Genomic DNA, 15158 nt, shown 5'->3' with positions numbered 1-15158 from the left:
AATCGTGTTTAAAAAACTAAAGGTCTAATTTAAAGCCAAACACGGCTAAATCTTGCTGGTTAAAATCTACCTTTGGAAAACGTTTAAATCCAAGCTTTAAATAGAGATCCCAGGCAACTTGCATTGCTTTAGTGGTGTGTAAGATAACTGCCTGGTTATTGTGCTGTTTGGCTAGCTGAATAAACTGCTGGGTTAACGCTTTGGCAATACCTTGTCCACGAGTAGCTGGATCGACGCCGATTAATCGAATGCCGGAGGTGTTTTTTTCTTCTAATGCTAAACCACTAGCACCATATTCTGACATATAGCGATAATAAACACCGCCTCCTACAACTTGATTTGCGCTGTTAATCGCTACCCAAACCTCAACTCCGTCTTTGATGGTTAAGTCACCAATATTCAAGAGTGTATTGTAATATTCTGGTTGCTCATTGAGCGAAGGAAAGCCATCTAACTTGGCGTAAATAGAGACAAGCAGTTTACCTAGTTGTTCTTTCTCTTGTTGCTGTATAGGTCTGAGTTTAATTGTCATAGATAGACTGTTTACTTTCCGTTGAATAAATACCGAAGTAAGTTTGATCTTACAATAATATATTTATGAATTAAAAGTGTAGCAGCTAAGGTTGAACTCATTAAAATTAACATGCTTAAAACTGGCGAAAGTTTTTGTTGTACCACAATTAGACCTATGCCAACGACAAAAATATGATGAAACAAGTAGACAGTGTATGAAGCGTCAGATAAAAACAAGGCTTGTTTAGTCGGCTTATTAGTTAGCTTATGAAAGAAATAAAAACATAGTGCGACAGCTACCCAAACGATTAAGTTTTCTAAGTAAATTTCGGTGATACTATTTAATATTTTTATCGGCCAATTAAAGTTTTTAAAACTCCAAAGTGCGCCACAGAGTAACCCAAGAAGTAACAGTGGGTTTACCGATACAAATCGGTTTAGCAGGTTAACATTAGCACCGAGAATTGCGCCAAAAATAAAATAGGGTGTAAAAATGATGAGATTATAAATATCAATAATACCAATATAATTTTTGTAAATTGGAAAGCCTAGTTTGCCAGCAGTAAAAAATGCGACAGTAATTAATGGCAGCAAAAGGATTGTAACTAGCATAGGAACTGCATTGATAAAATTAGCAATATAACGACCTATTTTGCTAATAGACTGTCTGAGATAAGCCATTGCAACAATGGCCAAGCAAAAATAAACGATTAGATTGATAAGAAACCATAAGTGGGACAAGTACTCACCATTAATAATGTAGTCAGCAAGGTTAAATGTGTAAAAGTGCGACTTTGTCAGTAGGTATGCTTGTAGCGAGTTTAAGCTGATAATGGTGACAACTAAGGGGATCGCAATGCGCTTTAAGCGTTGCGACGCAAAAAAATTAAGTTCGTAACGGGTAATAGTTAAGTAGCAGAAAAATCCAGAAACTACGAAAAAGGCGGGCATTCGAAAGGTCATTATCGAATGCACTAGGTAATAGGCTACATCAGAGGTTTGGTTGCTGAAAAACAGCCAGCTTTTATCTGGGTTATAAATTTGAGCTGAATGTAACGCGATCCCCAGCATCATCAATACTGCTCGCATTGAGTCCATAAAATGATATCGTGTCATTAATGTATTTACCCTACTATCACACCCCGGGTTAAACGGCTCCAAGGCAAATCAATGTCCTTAAAACAAACTCAGATATAAAGACGATTTATATCTATCGGTGCACTAATCCATCTAGTGCATAAATAAAGAGTCCATTGATTGTTGCTAGGTCGGCGTAATATGCGCTACTAGACACAAATCCGCTTAATATTAATGCTAAACCTGCATTTCTCCTAGGTTTAATTCGCCTCGACAGACAAATTCTTAGCCTCGTAATAGTCAATTTAGATTTAACGCTATATAAATTAATCATTTGACCCTACCTGTAGCAGTGATTAATCTGAGGCTTGTTGTTTTAATATAAAAATAAGCTGGTATCACTTTGAGAGTGAATAGCAGCCTTTAGTTTAGGGGGTATGATGCTAGCGAGTTTAAATTCATTTTTGTGGGGCTATGTTTTAATCCTACTGCTAATCGGAGTTGGAGTGTGGTTTAGCGTTTCATCGAGACTAGTGCAGTTGCGTTATTTTAGAATAATGTTTCACGTGATTAGCAACGCATTTGACAAAAAGACTGGTCAAGTGAGCTCTTTTCAAGCTTTAATTTTGAGTGTTGCTGGAAGGGTTGGAGCAGGCAATATTGCAGGTGTAGCCGTTGCAATTACGTTGGGTGGACCTGGCGCTATATTTTGGATGTGGGTGATTGCCTTAATTGGCATGGCAACTAGCTTTTTTGAATGTACCTTGGCGCAAGTTTTTAAACAGGCTGAGTCAGGCGGTACATTTCGCGGCGGCCCGGCCTATTACATGCACCGAGGGATTAATAAAAAGTGGATGGGAAGTATCTATTCATTATTACTAGCGGTTAGTGTTGGCGTTGCTTTAATCGCGCTACAGTCGTTTACGGTAGCTAACTCCTTGGCCACAAGCTTTTCGATTCCTACCTATGTTAGTGGAGTTGTATTAGCAGCCGTTACTGCGCTAGTCATTTTTGGCGGAGTTAAACGTATCGCCGAGGTGGCAGAATGGATAGTACCCTTTATGGCATTTGGGTATTTTTTAATTGGTATTGTCGTCGTCGCGCTAAATATCGAACTTGTTCCTGATGTGTTGAACATGATAATTAAAGGCGCATTTGGTATCGATGCGGCTGTTGGCGGTGGCTTTGGGGTTGCCATACTCATGGGCGTTCAACGCGGCCTATTTTCTAACGAGGCAGGCCTTGGGCATGCCGCTAATGTAGCCGCTGTTGCCTATGTTAAGCACCCAGTTAATCAAGGTATTGTGCAGTCACTCAGTGTGTTTATTGATACCATTATTTTGTGTACGGTAACCGCAATGATTATCTTAATGTCAGATGTTTATATCGACGCGACTAACACCGAGGGAGTTGCATTAACTCAGTTGGCTTTAACCCAGCATTTAGGTGATTGGAGTGGCAATTTTGTTAGTATAGCGCTAGTACTCTTTGCGTTTACCACCATTTTATATCTCTATTATTTAGGCGAAAATGGCATTAACTTTTTTAGTGGAAATAATCAAAAAGCGTTTACGGTATATCGTTTTATTATTATTGCCCAAATAGTTTGGGGGGCGCTATTACAGCTTACCACGGTCTTTGCATTTGCAGACTTTGCGGTTGGCCTTCTCGCATTAGGCAATTTAATTGCTTTGGTCTTTTTATTTAAAACAGGGAAACGGGTGATGCTAGATTATGAGTCGCAAGTAAACCAGGGCATCAAGCAACCGAGTTTTAGTGCGAGTCGTTTTAAAGATTTAAAGCTAGATAAAAATGCTTGGCCAGATTAACGAAAGACTAAAATTAGCTAAAAAAAAAGGCGCTTTAAAAGCGCCTTTTTGGGGTTTAGAGGAATGCTTACATCATTCCAGGCATGCCGCCCATTCCGCCCATGCCGCCCATATCAGGAGCACCAGCTTCTTCTTTTGGTAGTTCAGCAATCATACACTCTGTTGTTATCATCAGTGCAGAAACAGAAGCCGCATGCTGTAACGCAGAGCGAGTTACTTTAGTTGGGTCTAGAATACCCATTTCTAGCATATCGCCGTATTCACCGTTCGCTGCGTTGTAACCAAAGTTACCTTCGCCGTTAGCGACTTCGTTAAGAACAACTGAGGCTTCTTCGCCAGCGTTTTGAACGATTTGACGTAGTGGCGCGCTAATTGCGCGAAGTAGAATTTGGATACCCGCAGTTTGATCTTCGTTGGCACCGGTGAGTGAACCAATTTTTGATGCTGCACGAACTAATGCAACACCACCACCAGGTACAACGCCCTCTTCTACCGCAGCGCGTGTTGCGTGTAGTGCATCTTCAACACGAGCTTTCTTTTCTTTCATTTCTACTTCTGTTGCAGCACCAACTTTAATTACTGCAACACCGCCGGCTAACTTTGCCACACGCTCTTGAAGTTTTTCGCGGTCGTAATCTGAAGAAGTTTCTTCAATTTGACGACGGATTTGCTCAACGCGGCCTTCAATGTTTGACGCATCGCCAGCACCATCAATGATAGTTGTGTTTTCTTTTGTAATTGAGATCTTTTTAGCAGAACCTAAGTCATCTAAAGTTGCGCCTTCTAGGTTTAGGCCGACTTCTTCAGAAATAACAGTTGCACCAGTTAGAATCGCAATATCTTCTAACATCGCTTTACGGCGGTCACCAAATCCAGGTGCTTTTACCGCTGCAACTTTAACTATGCCACGCATGTTGTTAACAACAAGAGTCGCTAAGGCTTCACCTTCAACATCTTCAGCAATAATTAATAGCGGTTTGCTAGCTTTAGCAACGGCTTCTAAAGTAGGTAGTAAGTCGCGGATGTTAGAAACTTTTTTATCAACTAACAGAATGTAAGGAGCTTCTAGCTCAACAGACATGCTGTCTTGGTTGTTGATAAAATAAGGCGATAAGTAACCACGGTCAAACTGCATACCTTCAACAACGTCTAGCTCGTTTTCTAAGCCGCTGCCTTCTTCAACCGTAATAACACCTTCTTTACCAACTTTTTCCATTGCAGTTGCAATGATTTCACCAACATCTGAGTCAGAGTTAGCTGAAATAGTCCCTACTTGTGAAATTGCTTTGTTGTCTTCACAAGGTACAGAAATACCTTTAAGTTCAGTAACAATCGCTTTTACCGCTTGGTCAATGCCGCGCTTAAGATCCATTGGGTTCATACCAGCAGCAACTGATTTTAAGCCTTCATTTAAGATTGCTTGAGATAAAACTGTCGCTGTTGTGGTACCGTCACCAGCAACATCAGAAGTTTGAGAAGCAACTTCTTTAACCATTTGCGCGCCCATGTTCTCGAATTTGTTCTCTAATTCGATTTCTTTAGCAACAGAAACACCATCTTTGGTGACTGTTGGTGCGCCGAAACTTTTATCTAACACAACGTTTCGACCTTTAGGGCCTAAAGTTACTTTTACTGCGTTTGCTAAGATATTTACACCAGCTACCATTTGTGAGCGAGCGTCATCGCCAAATCTTACGTCTTTAGCCATTTTAAAATCCTCTGTTACTTGTTCTGTAGTTTAACTATGTGAGTAGTTACTTACTCAATAATTCCCATGATGTCGTCTTCGCGCATCACTAACAATTCTTCGCCGTCAACTTTTACTTCGTTACCAGCATATTTACCAAACAACACTTTATCGCCAACTTTTACGTCTAAAGAGCGGATGTCACCGTTGTCTAGGTGCTTACCATTTCCAACCGCTAATACTTCGCCACGGCTAGGCTTTTCTTTTGCGTTGTCTGGGATCACAATGCCACCGGCAGTTGTAGTTTCATCTTCCAAACGTCTAACTAAAACACGGTCATGTAAAGGACGAATGCTCATTGATTGTTCTCCTAATGAATGAATCATTTTATGGTTGTTAATTAAGTCTTCGGCTATATGGGGGTAAATTTTTAGCACTCAACCCCTCAGAGTGCTAATTTTTAAAAAATTTTAAAAAAAATTGATATAAAAGAGACTTTTATCGATTTTAAGGGATACACACTGGCCGTTATTACCTCGCATTGCGTGAAATCTGCCGCCAGGACAAGCTTTAGCGGGCCTGAGATTGCCCGAAAGGTTTGTGTAAACTGCTGGTTTATCACATATAAGTTGAGCTAATTCGACTAACTACGCTGAAATGCTTTGTTTCCACAAGCATTCTTGATAAGCTTTTCGGTCACTTTTGAAAAACTGTTTCACCTCACGGATAATGACTTGCCGAATAAACCGCTTACCTATAAAGGCCCGACTAATCAGTTAGCCAAGCTGTTAACCCACGAATGTTTATACACTGGGCTTAAATTACTCCTAGCAGAGCATTTAATTGATTGGCAAATCATTACTCCAGCTTGCAAAGCTGAGCCGCAACAAAGCGCTATTGATGAACGCCCCGAAGAAACTCTAATACAGGGTATATTTGTGCAAGATGAACGTTTGCTCAAAACATCAATAACTTGGCCATTGCTTGATATCGCTAACCAAACCGATTGTACCTGCGAAGTTTATCAGAGCTCTACCCTGCCCAATAAACAAAGTTGTGAGCATATTGCAGCGCTCATTATCGAATCTAAAGTTCGGTTAGAACGATTACCAGCACCAATAAAGCGGCAACAAACTTGGGCTAGCGAGTGGGCCTATGCCTGTCATTGGTTAGCCAAACAAAGTTATGATCCTTTCCCAAATATGGCGCGCCATAGAGTGGTTTATTTATTTAATGAAACAGAAGCTGGCTATGAGCTTAGTATGCATAAGGCTTATTTAACGCAAGCCAATGAGTATCAGCGTAAGGCAGAGCTTGATTTTGCGATATTAGCCAAGTCAAAACTTCCTAAATTTGTGAGTGAAACAGACAAAGCGATTATTGAGCAAGTTAATCGATATATTAAAGCCAATCCTGCGCTATTAATTGCAGCTAATAGGATAAGGGTAGACTTTAAAACTCACGGAGAATTACTCAATTTAACCGCGGCGAGTCAGCGTCTGTTTTGGAAAAGTTGTCATCGTGCGCCTATCCAAAGGCGATTTAAAGCACATGTTGAGCTGTCAGCTGAAAGTGTTTCTTTCAATAAGTCCAGTAATGAAATTTTGGTTGAATATCAAAGCCCTGTTAACTCCCATTTAGACCAACTACTAGAGCAAAAAAGCTTAACCCAAGTAACCCCGATGATAGAATTGACTTCATTTGAGTTTAAGTTTCCTTGGCAGCAACAAAAGTCGGTTAGCGCTTTTTTTGATTTTGCCAAAATTTATTTTAATTTTGTTGGGCAGTCAGTTCGTTTACAAGCGCTACTCGATTGGACCGCTAAGCTAGAAAACTTATCCCATGATAACCAAGAACAACTTGATGAGCTGCTGCAAATAGTTGGTGGTTGTCTACATCAGATAGATGCCCTTCCTGGTGTTTATCAACATTTTGAACAGCCTATTGCGAGTCAGTTTGATATTGCTGATAGAGTACTTCAAGATGATCTTTCTCATCACTTTGTGCTATTGCAAGGTTTGGCTAAAGAGGGCTGGCAGGTCAAATTTAATCATTCATTTCGGTTGCACCAAACTTACGTTGATGATTGGTACACAACAGTCAGCCTAAGCGATTTAGAGACGCATCAACAAGTGCACCCTAAAACGCCGACTGACTGGTTTGAATTAGATATTGGGGTCAATATAGGCACGGAGAAAATTAATCTGTTGCCTTATATCGAGCGAGCGCTTAAGTCTGGCTCAATTGAATTTAGTCAAAATGAACTAATGGCTAGTCAGTCGGCTGCTCAATTAGATACCGAAGCATTATTTCAAATGCAATTAGATGATGGTCGAATTATTCAGTTAGCGCGCCACCGCTTGGTTAATATTGTGGCTAACTTAATTGAGTTGTCGGGTGATAAAGCGTTAACCAAGCAGCAGCGAGTAAAATTGCCAGTGTCGCAATTTGATCGGCTTTTAGCGGTTGTTAACAATGTAAAACATGCTGAGTGGCAAAATACCCAGTGGCTGTTGCAAAAAGCACAACAATTAGTTCAGGTTAAAAAGCCGCCCAAAGTGCTTATTCCAAGTAATGTTAACGCTGAGCTGCGCAGTTATCAGCAAGCGGGTGTGAATTGGCTACAGTTTTTAGCGAAACAAAATCTGAACGGAATTTTAGCGGATGATATGGGGCTAGGTAAAACCTTGCAAACATTAGCGCATATTCAAATAGAAAAAAATAATGGACGTTTAAAAGCTCCGGTTCTAGTCGTTGCCCCAACGAGTTTGATGGGAAATTGGCTAGACGAAATAAATAAGTTTGTTGCAGATTTGTCGTGTATGAGTTGGTCTGGTAGCAATCGTCACAAATTGGCGACTCAACTGGCAAGTCACGATATTATTGTGACAAGTTATGGTGTCGTTGCGCGCGACTATGAAATATTAAATCAATTAAACTTAAGCTTAATTGTGTTAGATGAAGCGCAAACCATAAAAAATGCAAAGAGTAAAATTGCTAAAATTCTGTTTCAAATCAACGCAACCCAAAAATTATGTTTGAGCGGAACGCCACTCGAAAATCATTTAGGCGAACTGTGGAGCTTATTTCACTTTTTAATGCCGGGGTTTCTGGCTAGTTATGCCGAGTTTAAGCGTCAATTTCAGGTGCCAATAGAAAAATACCATGACATGCAGCGCCAAACTTTATTGGCAAAACGAATTGCACCCTTAATGTTACGCCGAACTAAACAAAAAGTTGCTAAGGATTTGCCTAGCAAAACATCGATTAATACCTTTTTAGAGCTTACCGAAGCGCAGCAAGATATTTACGAGGCCATTCGACTTAGTATGCTAGAGCAAGTACAAAACGCCTTAACCGAGTCTGGCCAAAAAGGCAGTGCTTTTATTGTTGGTAACGCTCTGCTGAGGTTGCGACAAGTTTGCTGCCATATCAGTTTAGTCAAACCCGAAGCAGAAGTTCCGCAGCCGCAGCTTTCGGCCAAACTTAATTGGCTAGAAACGAAACTACCAGAAATGATCGAAAATAAACAAAGTGTACTAATTTTCTCTTCATTTACCAGTATGCTCGACAAAATAGCCCATTTGCTAGAAGAAATAGGCTGCCCTTTCTTATGCTTAACCGGCAAAACCAGAAATCGTGATGCGCTTATAAAGCAGTTTCAAGCAGGTGAAGTACCTATTTTTTTAATCAGTCTTAAAGCTGGTGGCGCGGGTCTTAATTTAACCAAAGCAGACACGGTGATACACACAGACCCTTGGTGGAATCCAGCCGCAGAAAGTCAGGCTAGCGATCGAGCTCACCGAATTGGTCAAGATAAGCGCGTTTTTGTTTACAAGTTAATTACTCGCGGCACAGTTGAAGAAAAAATAAGTCACTTGCAACAACGTAAAAGCGCGTTAGCGGATCGGCTATATTCACAAAATGAAAAGCTTTCAATGCAAGATATTGACTGGAAAGTGTTTTTAGCGCCTCTACCACAAGCTTAGTGCTACAAATTTTAAACCAAAAGCTTTAAACCAAAAGCTTTAAACCAAAAGCTCAAAGCAAGCCACTAACGAGCAGCAAAGTTTGATTAGCGCGCTTTATGCCGAGTCTTTGGGTTTTTCCGTGCTGCTTACTTCTTCTGCTTGAGAGTCAATGACGCGGCCTGTTTTAGAGTGGTTAAATTCGTGCTGCGAATAAAAGTGGCTCGTTGAGGCCCCGCCCTGATGCATTTGTACCTTGGCTCCCCAGCGTTGGATTAATAAATGAGCGATCAATGCCCTTACTTTAGGCAGCATAAGGCTGAACCCAATGGCATCGGTAACAAAGCCCGGTGTAAGTAGAAGGGCTCCTGCAAACAACAGCTGAGCGCCTGCGGCGAGCTCTTTAGCAGGAATTTTGCCTTGCGCTAAGCTGAGTTGAATGTCGCTCCAGGCTTTTAGGCCTTGCTGTTTTAGTAAGCTAACCCCAATGACAGCCGTAGCCAATACCACTAACAGGGTCATAGGCAAACCTAGAAGGCCTCCTACCTGAATAAATACGCCAATTTCAATAATTGGAACTAAAATAAAAAGTAACAAAACAAATTGCAAAATAGTACCTTTGAAAGCTGTTGTGGAATCAGCTGTGTTTATGGAGTTTAGGCTACTTATATGGAGATGAACTTATCATTTTCAAGCAAGAAAGCTTACTCCAAGGTGAATAGGCATTTTAATGCGATAAAAGCGTGCTATTATTGAATTTCAACTTTAGATTCCGTGACTTAGCAAAGTTTGCTTGAGCTGAAGCTGCATCCTTGCTTAAAATGTTGATCGTTAGCCTGCTAGAGCTGAGCAGATTAACCTCGCTATTCTGAACAAAAATTTAAACTGTGAGCAAAAGTAATTAATTCTATGTCTGAAACCTCTGTTACCAACGAAGTCAACCAGCAGTTTCTTAGGCGAACGCCAATAAAGTTGCGCCAATTTTCTCGCCTGCTCAGTGATATGCTAACTCAAGATATTGAGCCTTTAAGAGTTAAAGCGCTTTACTCTCAAGTTAATAAAACCCGCGAAGCCTGTATTGCGCAAAACTTTGAGTCTACTGCTAAGCTACTGAATCAATTACAAAAGCAGCTTTCTTTAAGTGAAGATGCGCTTGAAACACAAAAACCCTTATTAAAGCGTCTTGTTGCCAAGTTGCAAGAGCACTCTCAAAAACTTGAGCTAGGTGTTAGGCCAATTAAAGAGAAAAAAGCGCCTGAACCAGAAATCGCTACTAGCGAAGCGCCCGAGTTAACGGCAGAGCCCGAAGTGGGAGAAGATGAGTCTGATAGTGAAGATTCGGCGTTTGGTGAGCAAAGTATTTATCTTGACAAAAATACGATTATTTTTGTGGACGAAGAAGGCCGCCATTATCAACAGCTAAGCCAGCAGTTTCAAGCGGTTGGCGTTGATGTGCGTGAAGCAAAAACGCTACCTGAAGCGAATCAAATAGCTGCTGAAAATTTAGGCTGTATTATTGTGGCGCCACTTAAGTTAGCAGAATTAAATGAACAATTAGCTGATAGTGAAGTAGAAAACGAGCGAGTTCCCACGATTTTTACCGCCGAAGAAGACAGCCAAGAAGAGCGCTTGCTTGCGTTACGGAGTGGCGGAACCGCCTATATGGTAGAACCTATTTCCCTAAGCGGCTTACTTGAACATATTGAGCGCCAGTACGATATTCACGCAGATTCTCCTTATCGAGTGCTGGTTATGGAAGACTCAAAGGCTCAGGCGCGCTATTACGAAAAAGTTTTGGCGAAAGGCCACTTTAATATTCGGGTTGTGAATGACCCTCGAGTTTTGCTTGAGGCTTTAAGAAGTTTTGAACCAGAGCTAGTTTTAATGGACATGCAAATGCCAACCTGTTCGGGAATTGAATTGACTCGAATTATTCGTCAAATGCCAAGGTTTGCCTACTTACCGATAATCTTTTTATCGGCTGAAGAGAGTTTAGCAAAACAAAATCAAGCACTTTTGGCCGGAGGTACTTCGTTTATTGTGAAGCCGGTAGAAAAGCAACAGCTGGCGTTTTTGGCGCAGCTTTATTGTCATCGATATAGAGAGCTTAATCCGCAAATTGATAGCAATCCAGACACAGGACTTAAGTTTGCTCGTAACTTTAAGCAGCAAATTGCCATTGAAACTGCTCGTATGTCACGAAGTAGCGGGCAAATCGCTTTAGCCATTTTACAAATTGACCAAGTGGCAGAGCTAGTCAAGCAGGCAGACTTCTCAGTCATTAATGTAGCAGTCGCTCAGCTTGCATCGTTATTAAAAAAGCGACTTCGTAAAACTGATTTTATTGGCCACCTAGATACCGGCCAAATTGGCATTATTTTAACCACGGGCAAGCGCTCAGATTGGATGGAGATTGTCAATCAAATACGAGTCCAGTTTGCCGAGCTTCCGTTTCATGCCCATCACCAAGATGTTGAAATGTCGATTAGCATTGGTATGAGTGAGTTAGTGAATAACTGGGACGCTCATCAATGGTTTGAATCGGCTAATCAAGCATTAAGCCAAGCGGTAGAAGAAGGTGGTGATCGTGTAAAAAGTAATAGTGCGCTGTAAAATACTGCTATGAAAAGCCAGCAACAAGACTTAAAGCAGGCTGATAGCCAAGTTTATCTTTGTTTATCTACCGCGCCCAATATTGACGTAGCCAAGACAATTGCTGAAGAATTACTGCAACAAAACCTTGTTGCGTGCGTCACTATGCTAGATGGCGTGACTTCTATGTACCGCTGGCAGGGTAAAGTTGAGTGTGAACAAGAAGTTCAGTTGCTACTAAAGACTCATGAAGCAAAGCTAGACGCATTAAAAGGCTCCTTGGCAAAGCTTCACCCTTATGATGTGCCAGAATTTATTGCATTAAAAGTTGCAGATGGATTACCTGATTATTTAAATTGGGTTAATCAAACTTTAACTACCAGCAAATAATTTTGTTTGGCAAGTAAACAAAACTCCTAGAGACGACTAGATAATTTATGAAAAACCACCTTACCATGAAACTGATGTTAGCCAAGTTATTGACTGCCGTTTTAGGATTAGCGATAGCTACCACTTTTTTTCCTAGCGCATCAGCAGAAGAGAATCCCTTAGCAAAATTATTTGCACAAGAATCTGAGTTTCTTCCGGTGGAAGAAGCGTTTAAGCTAAGCACCGATGTTCTCGATACAGAAATATTAGTGCGTTTTGAAATTGCTCCAGATTATTACTTGTATAAAAGTCGCTTTAAATTTAGTGCCAAAGGCGCAACGCTTGGCAGCCCAATGATTCCCGACGGTAAGAAAAAAGTCGATGAGTATTTGGGTAAAGTGGAGGTTTATTACAATCATTTAGAAATCAGCCTGCCTTATTCAGCACAACAAAAAGTATTTCAGTTAACCGTAGAGTATCAGGGTTGTGCGGAAGCCGGATTATGCTATCCACCAGAAGAAGTTAAGTTTGACTTAAATGCACACTCAGCCGCATTGCAAAATCAATCTGCGATAGACACGCCAACACAAAATCAATTAAGCGCTACAAGCACCAATTCCGCCCAGCCTTTTGTGCCTGAGCAAGAAAAAGTCATTAATTTTTTAACTGATAAACCACTCCTAGAAATCGTTTTCTACTTTGTGGTGTTAGGGATAGGTTTGGCGTTTACTCCATGTGTATTGCCAATGGTACCTATTTTATCCAGTATTATTGTTGGCCAAGGTGAAAAAATTAGTTCAGGCAAGGCGTTCGGACTTTCTTTAACTTACACTCAAGCAATGGCTATTCCTTACACAGTAATGGGAATTCTTGTTGGTGCAGCGGGCGAGTCATTAAGTAATACTTTTCAAGAGCCATTGTTTATTAGTATTACCGCAGCCATATTTGTACTTTTATCTTTAGCAATGTTTGGGTTCTATGAATTACAACTGCCTCAAGGGTTGCAAAACAAGTTAAATAACTTATCAAACAGTCAACAAGGTGGCTCGTATCTTGGTGCTGGAATTATGGGGGCAATTTCTGCCATTGTCGTTTCTCCGTGTGTCACCGTACCGCTAGCTGGCGTATTAATTTATATTGCGCAAACAGGCGATACTCTAATTGGAGGCGTAGCTCTTTATTCGCTGGCACTGGGGATGGGAATTCCACTGTTAATAGTTGGCGTTGGTGGCAATAAGTTGTTGCCTAAAGCTGGTGGCTGGATGAACGCGGTAAAAGCAGTATTTGGCGTCGGTATGTTAGGTATGGCTTTATATATAGCCAAGCATTTAATTCCTGGTCCGCTGTATTTATTTGCTTGGGCAGTGTTGCTTATTGTTTCGGCAACTTATATGGGGGCCTTTAGTGCGGTTACTAGCGGTGCGCAAAAATTATGGAAAGGTGTCGGCTTAGTGTTGTTTATTTACGGCGCTATTTTGGTGTTAGGTGCTAGTTTAGGTAATTCACGTTTGCTTGCACCTTTGGCAGGACTTACAGATATAGCCAGCGTATCAAGCTCTACTCAAACGGCACAATATGACGTGCATGCGGGTTTTAAAATGGTTAAAACCATTGCTGACGTAGAACGTGAAGTCGCTGCAGCTAATGCGCAAGGAAAGTCAGTGATGTTCGATTTTTTTGCGGAAAGCTGTACTGCTTGCTATGAGTTTGCCGAAAAAACTTTCCCCGACCCACAAGTACAAGCAGCATTAGCCAATAGCGTTTTAATTCAAGCAGATGTGACTGCCAACGATGCGCAAGATAAAGCCTTAATGAAGCACTATCAAGTTGTAGGGTTGCCGAGTATTTTGTTTTTTGACGCTCAAGGAAATGAAGACAAGCGGCTTCGCGCGATTGGATTTGAGTCTGCTGACATATTTGTACAAAGGCTTAACGCGGCATTTTCCCAATAAACCTATCCGTGTTTAATTAATAACTGGGCTGATTAGCTTTTGTTTATTGAAGGAAGCAAAATTCTCATGCATTCCTTTATGTTGGTTAGTTGAGCCGAGTTAATCCTAAGATAGTATTTTGGGTGGCCTTATTTTTGTTTGGGTTAACCCAGTTTATTTACTGCTTGTGACTAGTGGTTGGTTTAGGGTATATTCTAACGCTGCTCATTTGGTGGTAAAAATGATGAGTTCATGTTTGGCTTTTTCGGGCTAGCAGCGCTTAAATGATTCCATAAAGATAAAAATAAATCAGTCATTCGCTTATTCACCTCAATGCATAAAAATTTCCTAAATAAGGACGCTGTTGATGACTCAACTTAGCTTTAGAAAAGCTGACCCCCAAGATCTTGCTAAAATAATTGAGTTGGTTGCTACTCACGATGAGGACGATGCAGAGGCCATAGAGGATTCTTTGCTCGCAACTAACTTTGCTAATCATTATTGTGCGCTAATTGATAACAGCGTTGTGGGAGTTACTGGTTATACCCAGCAACCCGGCTGTGATAGAACTTTTTACTTGTCTTGGACCTACCTTCACCAAAAATATTGTGGTCAAGGATATGGTTTACAATTGATGAAATATATTTTAACGGAAATAGAAGCCGCTGGAGCGCGCAAAGTTTTTGTTAAGATTAGTGATTATGTGGATCCCGATGAAGGGGCTGTTTACGCAGCAGCCATGGCTCTTTATAAAAAGCTTGGCTTTAACGAAGAAGTTACACTGCAAAATTATTATGCGGAAAATGAAGCAATGCATATTTTAGGTTTAACTTTAGTAACGCCACAAACTATTTCAGAATTTCCAGCAGAGAAACCAAATTTAAAATTTGTTGGGCTTTACTGTGTCAGTGAAACCGAAGCGACCTACAGCTTTGAATGGGAACCAGCAAAGTGGTGGAAAGGCAGCTTTAGTGTTGCCGATGTTAATATTGGTTTGCAAGCAGCTTATGATAATAAAGCACAGCAGGTGGTGTTAAGCTTTCCGTCTACTTATCATAAAGCTCTGCAAACATTACTCTCAGCTGGTTTTGAAATTGTAGGATCACTCAAGAATTATTACGAAGATGGAATTGATGAAGTTCACTATCAATACACTTTTAATGAAAATTAAATTTTAATAGTCTATCAGGAG

The 15158-nt window shown here is 40.8% G+C and carries 11 protein-coding genes; 6 read left to right on the top strand and 5 right to left on the bottom strand.

Annotation, left to right across the window (positions count from 1 at the left end; translation table 11 throughout):
* Positions 1-16: 16 nt before the first annotated feature.
* Both ACUR5C_RS15370 and ACUR5C_RS15365 read right to left on the bottom strand, forming a co-directional pair.
* Positions 17-532, bottom strand: a complete 516-nt coding sequence (locus ACUR5C_RS15370) for a GNAT family N-acetyltransferase (protein WP_454466064.1) — start codon at positions 530-532, stop codon at positions 17-19.
* A gap of 11 nt (positions 533-543) precedes the next feature.
* The gene (locus tag ACUR5C_RS15365) at positions 544-1629 is read right to left on the bottom strand and encodes an acyltransferase family protein (protein ID WP_454466063.1); all 1086 of its coding nucleotides are present in this window, start codon (positions 1627-1629) and stop codon (positions 544-546) included.
* 398 nt (positions 1630-2027) lie between these two features.
* On the opposite strand from ACUR5C_RS15365, the gene ACUR5C_RS15360 reads away from it, so the two are divergent.
* Positions 2028-3419, top strand: a complete 1392-nt coding sequence (locus ACUR5C_RS15360; protein ID WP_454466062.1) for an alanine/glycine:cation symporter family protein — start codon at positions 2028-2030, stop codon at positions 3417-3419.
* A 67-nt stretch (positions 3420-3486) separates the two neighbouring features.
* Here the strand turns inward: ACUR5C_RS15360 and groL are convergent, their stop codons facing one another.
* Positions 3487-5127: a chaperonin GroEL gene (gene groL / locus ACUR5C_RS15355; protein ID WP_454466061.1), complete on the bottom strand. Its 1641-nt coding sequence runs from the start codon at positions 5125-5127 to the stop codon at positions 3487-3489.
* Between the two features lie 50 nt (positions 5128-5177).
* Complete coding sequence (gene groES, locus ACUR5C_RS15350) at positions 5178-5465, bottom strand: co-chaperone GroES (RefSeq protein ID WP_454466060.1); 288 nt, start codon at positions 5463-5465, stop codon at positions 5178-5180.
* A 375-nt stretch (positions 5466-5840) separates the two neighbouring features.
* Here groES and ACUR5C_RS15345 point away from each other — a divergent pair, with 375 nt between their 5' ends.
* Positions 5841-9095 (top strand): DEAD/DEAH box helicase, encoded by a 3255-nt coding sequence (locus tag ACUR5C_RS15345; protein WP_454466058.1) that lies wholly within the window; start codon positions 5841-5843, stop codon positions 9093-9095.
* Between the two features lie 96 nt (positions 9096-9191).
* Here the strand turns inward: ACUR5C_RS15345 and ACUR5C_RS15340 are convergent, their stop codons facing one another.
* Positions 9192-9683 carry an FxsA family protein gene (locus tag ACUR5C_RS15340; RefSeq protein WP_454466057.1) on the bottom strand — a complete coding sequence of 164 codons (492 nt, stop codon included), beginning with the start codon at positions 9681-9683 and terminating at the stop codon, positions 9192-9194.
* 300 nt (positions 9684-9983) lie between these two features.
* Here ACUR5C_RS15340 and ACUR5C_RS15335 point away from each other — a divergent pair, with 300 nt between their 5' ends.
* The 4 genes from ACUR5C_RS15335 (at position 9984) to ACUR5C_RS15320 (ending at position 15137) form a co-directional block, all read left to right on the top strand.
* Positions 9984-11687 carry a response regulator gene (locus ACUR5C_RS15335; protein WP_454466056.1) on the top strand — a complete coding sequence of 568 codons (1704 nt, stop codon included), beginning with the start codon at positions 9984-9986 and terminating at the stop codon, positions 11685-11687.
* 9 nt (positions 11688-11696) lie between these two features.
* Positions 11697-12056 (top strand): divalent-cation tolerance protein CutA, encoded by a 360-nt coding sequence (gene cutA / locus ACUR5C_RS15330; protein WP_454466055.1) that lies wholly within the window; start codon positions 11697-11699, stop codon positions 12054-12056.
* Between the two features lie 47 nt (positions 12057-12103).
* On the top strand, positions 12104-13987 hold the full coding sequence (locus ACUR5C_RS15325; protein ID WP_454466054.1) for a protein-disulfide reductase DsbD: 1884 nt from the start codon (positions 12104-12106) through the stop codon (positions 13985-13987).
* Positions 13988-14333: 346 nt separating this feature from the next.
* Positions 14334-15137 (top strand): GNAT family N-acetyltransferase, encoded by an 804-nt coding sequence (locus ACUR5C_RS15320; RefSeq protein WP_454466053.1) that lies wholly within the window; start codon positions 14334-14336, stop codon positions 15135-15137.
* The last annotated feature ends 21 nt before the right edge of the window (positions 15138-15158 follow it).

This window comes from Aliikangiella aequoris (assembly GCF_053709105.1).
Note: the sequence above shows the minus strand (reverse complement) of the source record. Positions and strands in the feature narration are given on the sequence as shown.

What these genes read in the sequence shown, in the direction of transcription:
- groES (WP_454466060.1), bottom strand. Translation starts at nt 5,465, where the DNA reads ATGAGCATTCGTCCTTTACATGACCGTGTTTTAGTTAGACGTTTGGAA.
- groL (WP_454466061.1), bottom strand. Translation starts at nt 5,127, where the DNA reads ATGGCTAAAGACGTAAGATTTGGCGATGACGCTCGCTCACAAATGGTA.
- ACUR5C_RS15360 (WP_454466062.1), top strand. Translation starts at nt 2,028, where the DNA reads ATGATGCTAGCGAGTTTAAATTCATTTTTGTGGGGCTATGTTTTAATC.
- ACUR5C_RS15320 (WP_454466053.1), top strand. Translation starts at nt 14,334, where the DNA reads ATGACTCAACTTAGCTTTAGAAAAGCTGACCCCCAAGATCTTGCTAAA.
- ACUR5C_RS15370 (WP_454466064.1), bottom strand. Translation starts at nt 532, where the DNA reads ATGACAATTAAACTCAGACCTATACAGCAACAAGAGAAAGAACAACTA.
- ACUR5C_RS15335 (WP_454466056.1), top strand. Translation starts at nt 9,984, where the DNA reads ATGTCTGAAACCTCTGTTACCAACGAAGTCAACCAGCAGTTTCTTAGG.
- ACUR5C_RS15365 (WP_454466063.1), bottom strand. Translation starts at nt 1,629, where the DNA reads ATGACACGATATCATTTTATGGACTCAATGCGAGCAGTATTGATGATG.
- ACUR5C_RS15325 (WP_454466054.1), top strand. Translation starts at nt 12,104, where the DNA reads ATGAAAAACCACCTTACCATGAAACTGATGTTAGCCAAGTTATTGACT.
- cutA (WP_454466055.1), top strand. Translation starts at nt 11,697, where the DNA reads ATGAAAAGCCAGCAACAAGACTTAAAGCAGGCTGATAGCCAAGTTTAT.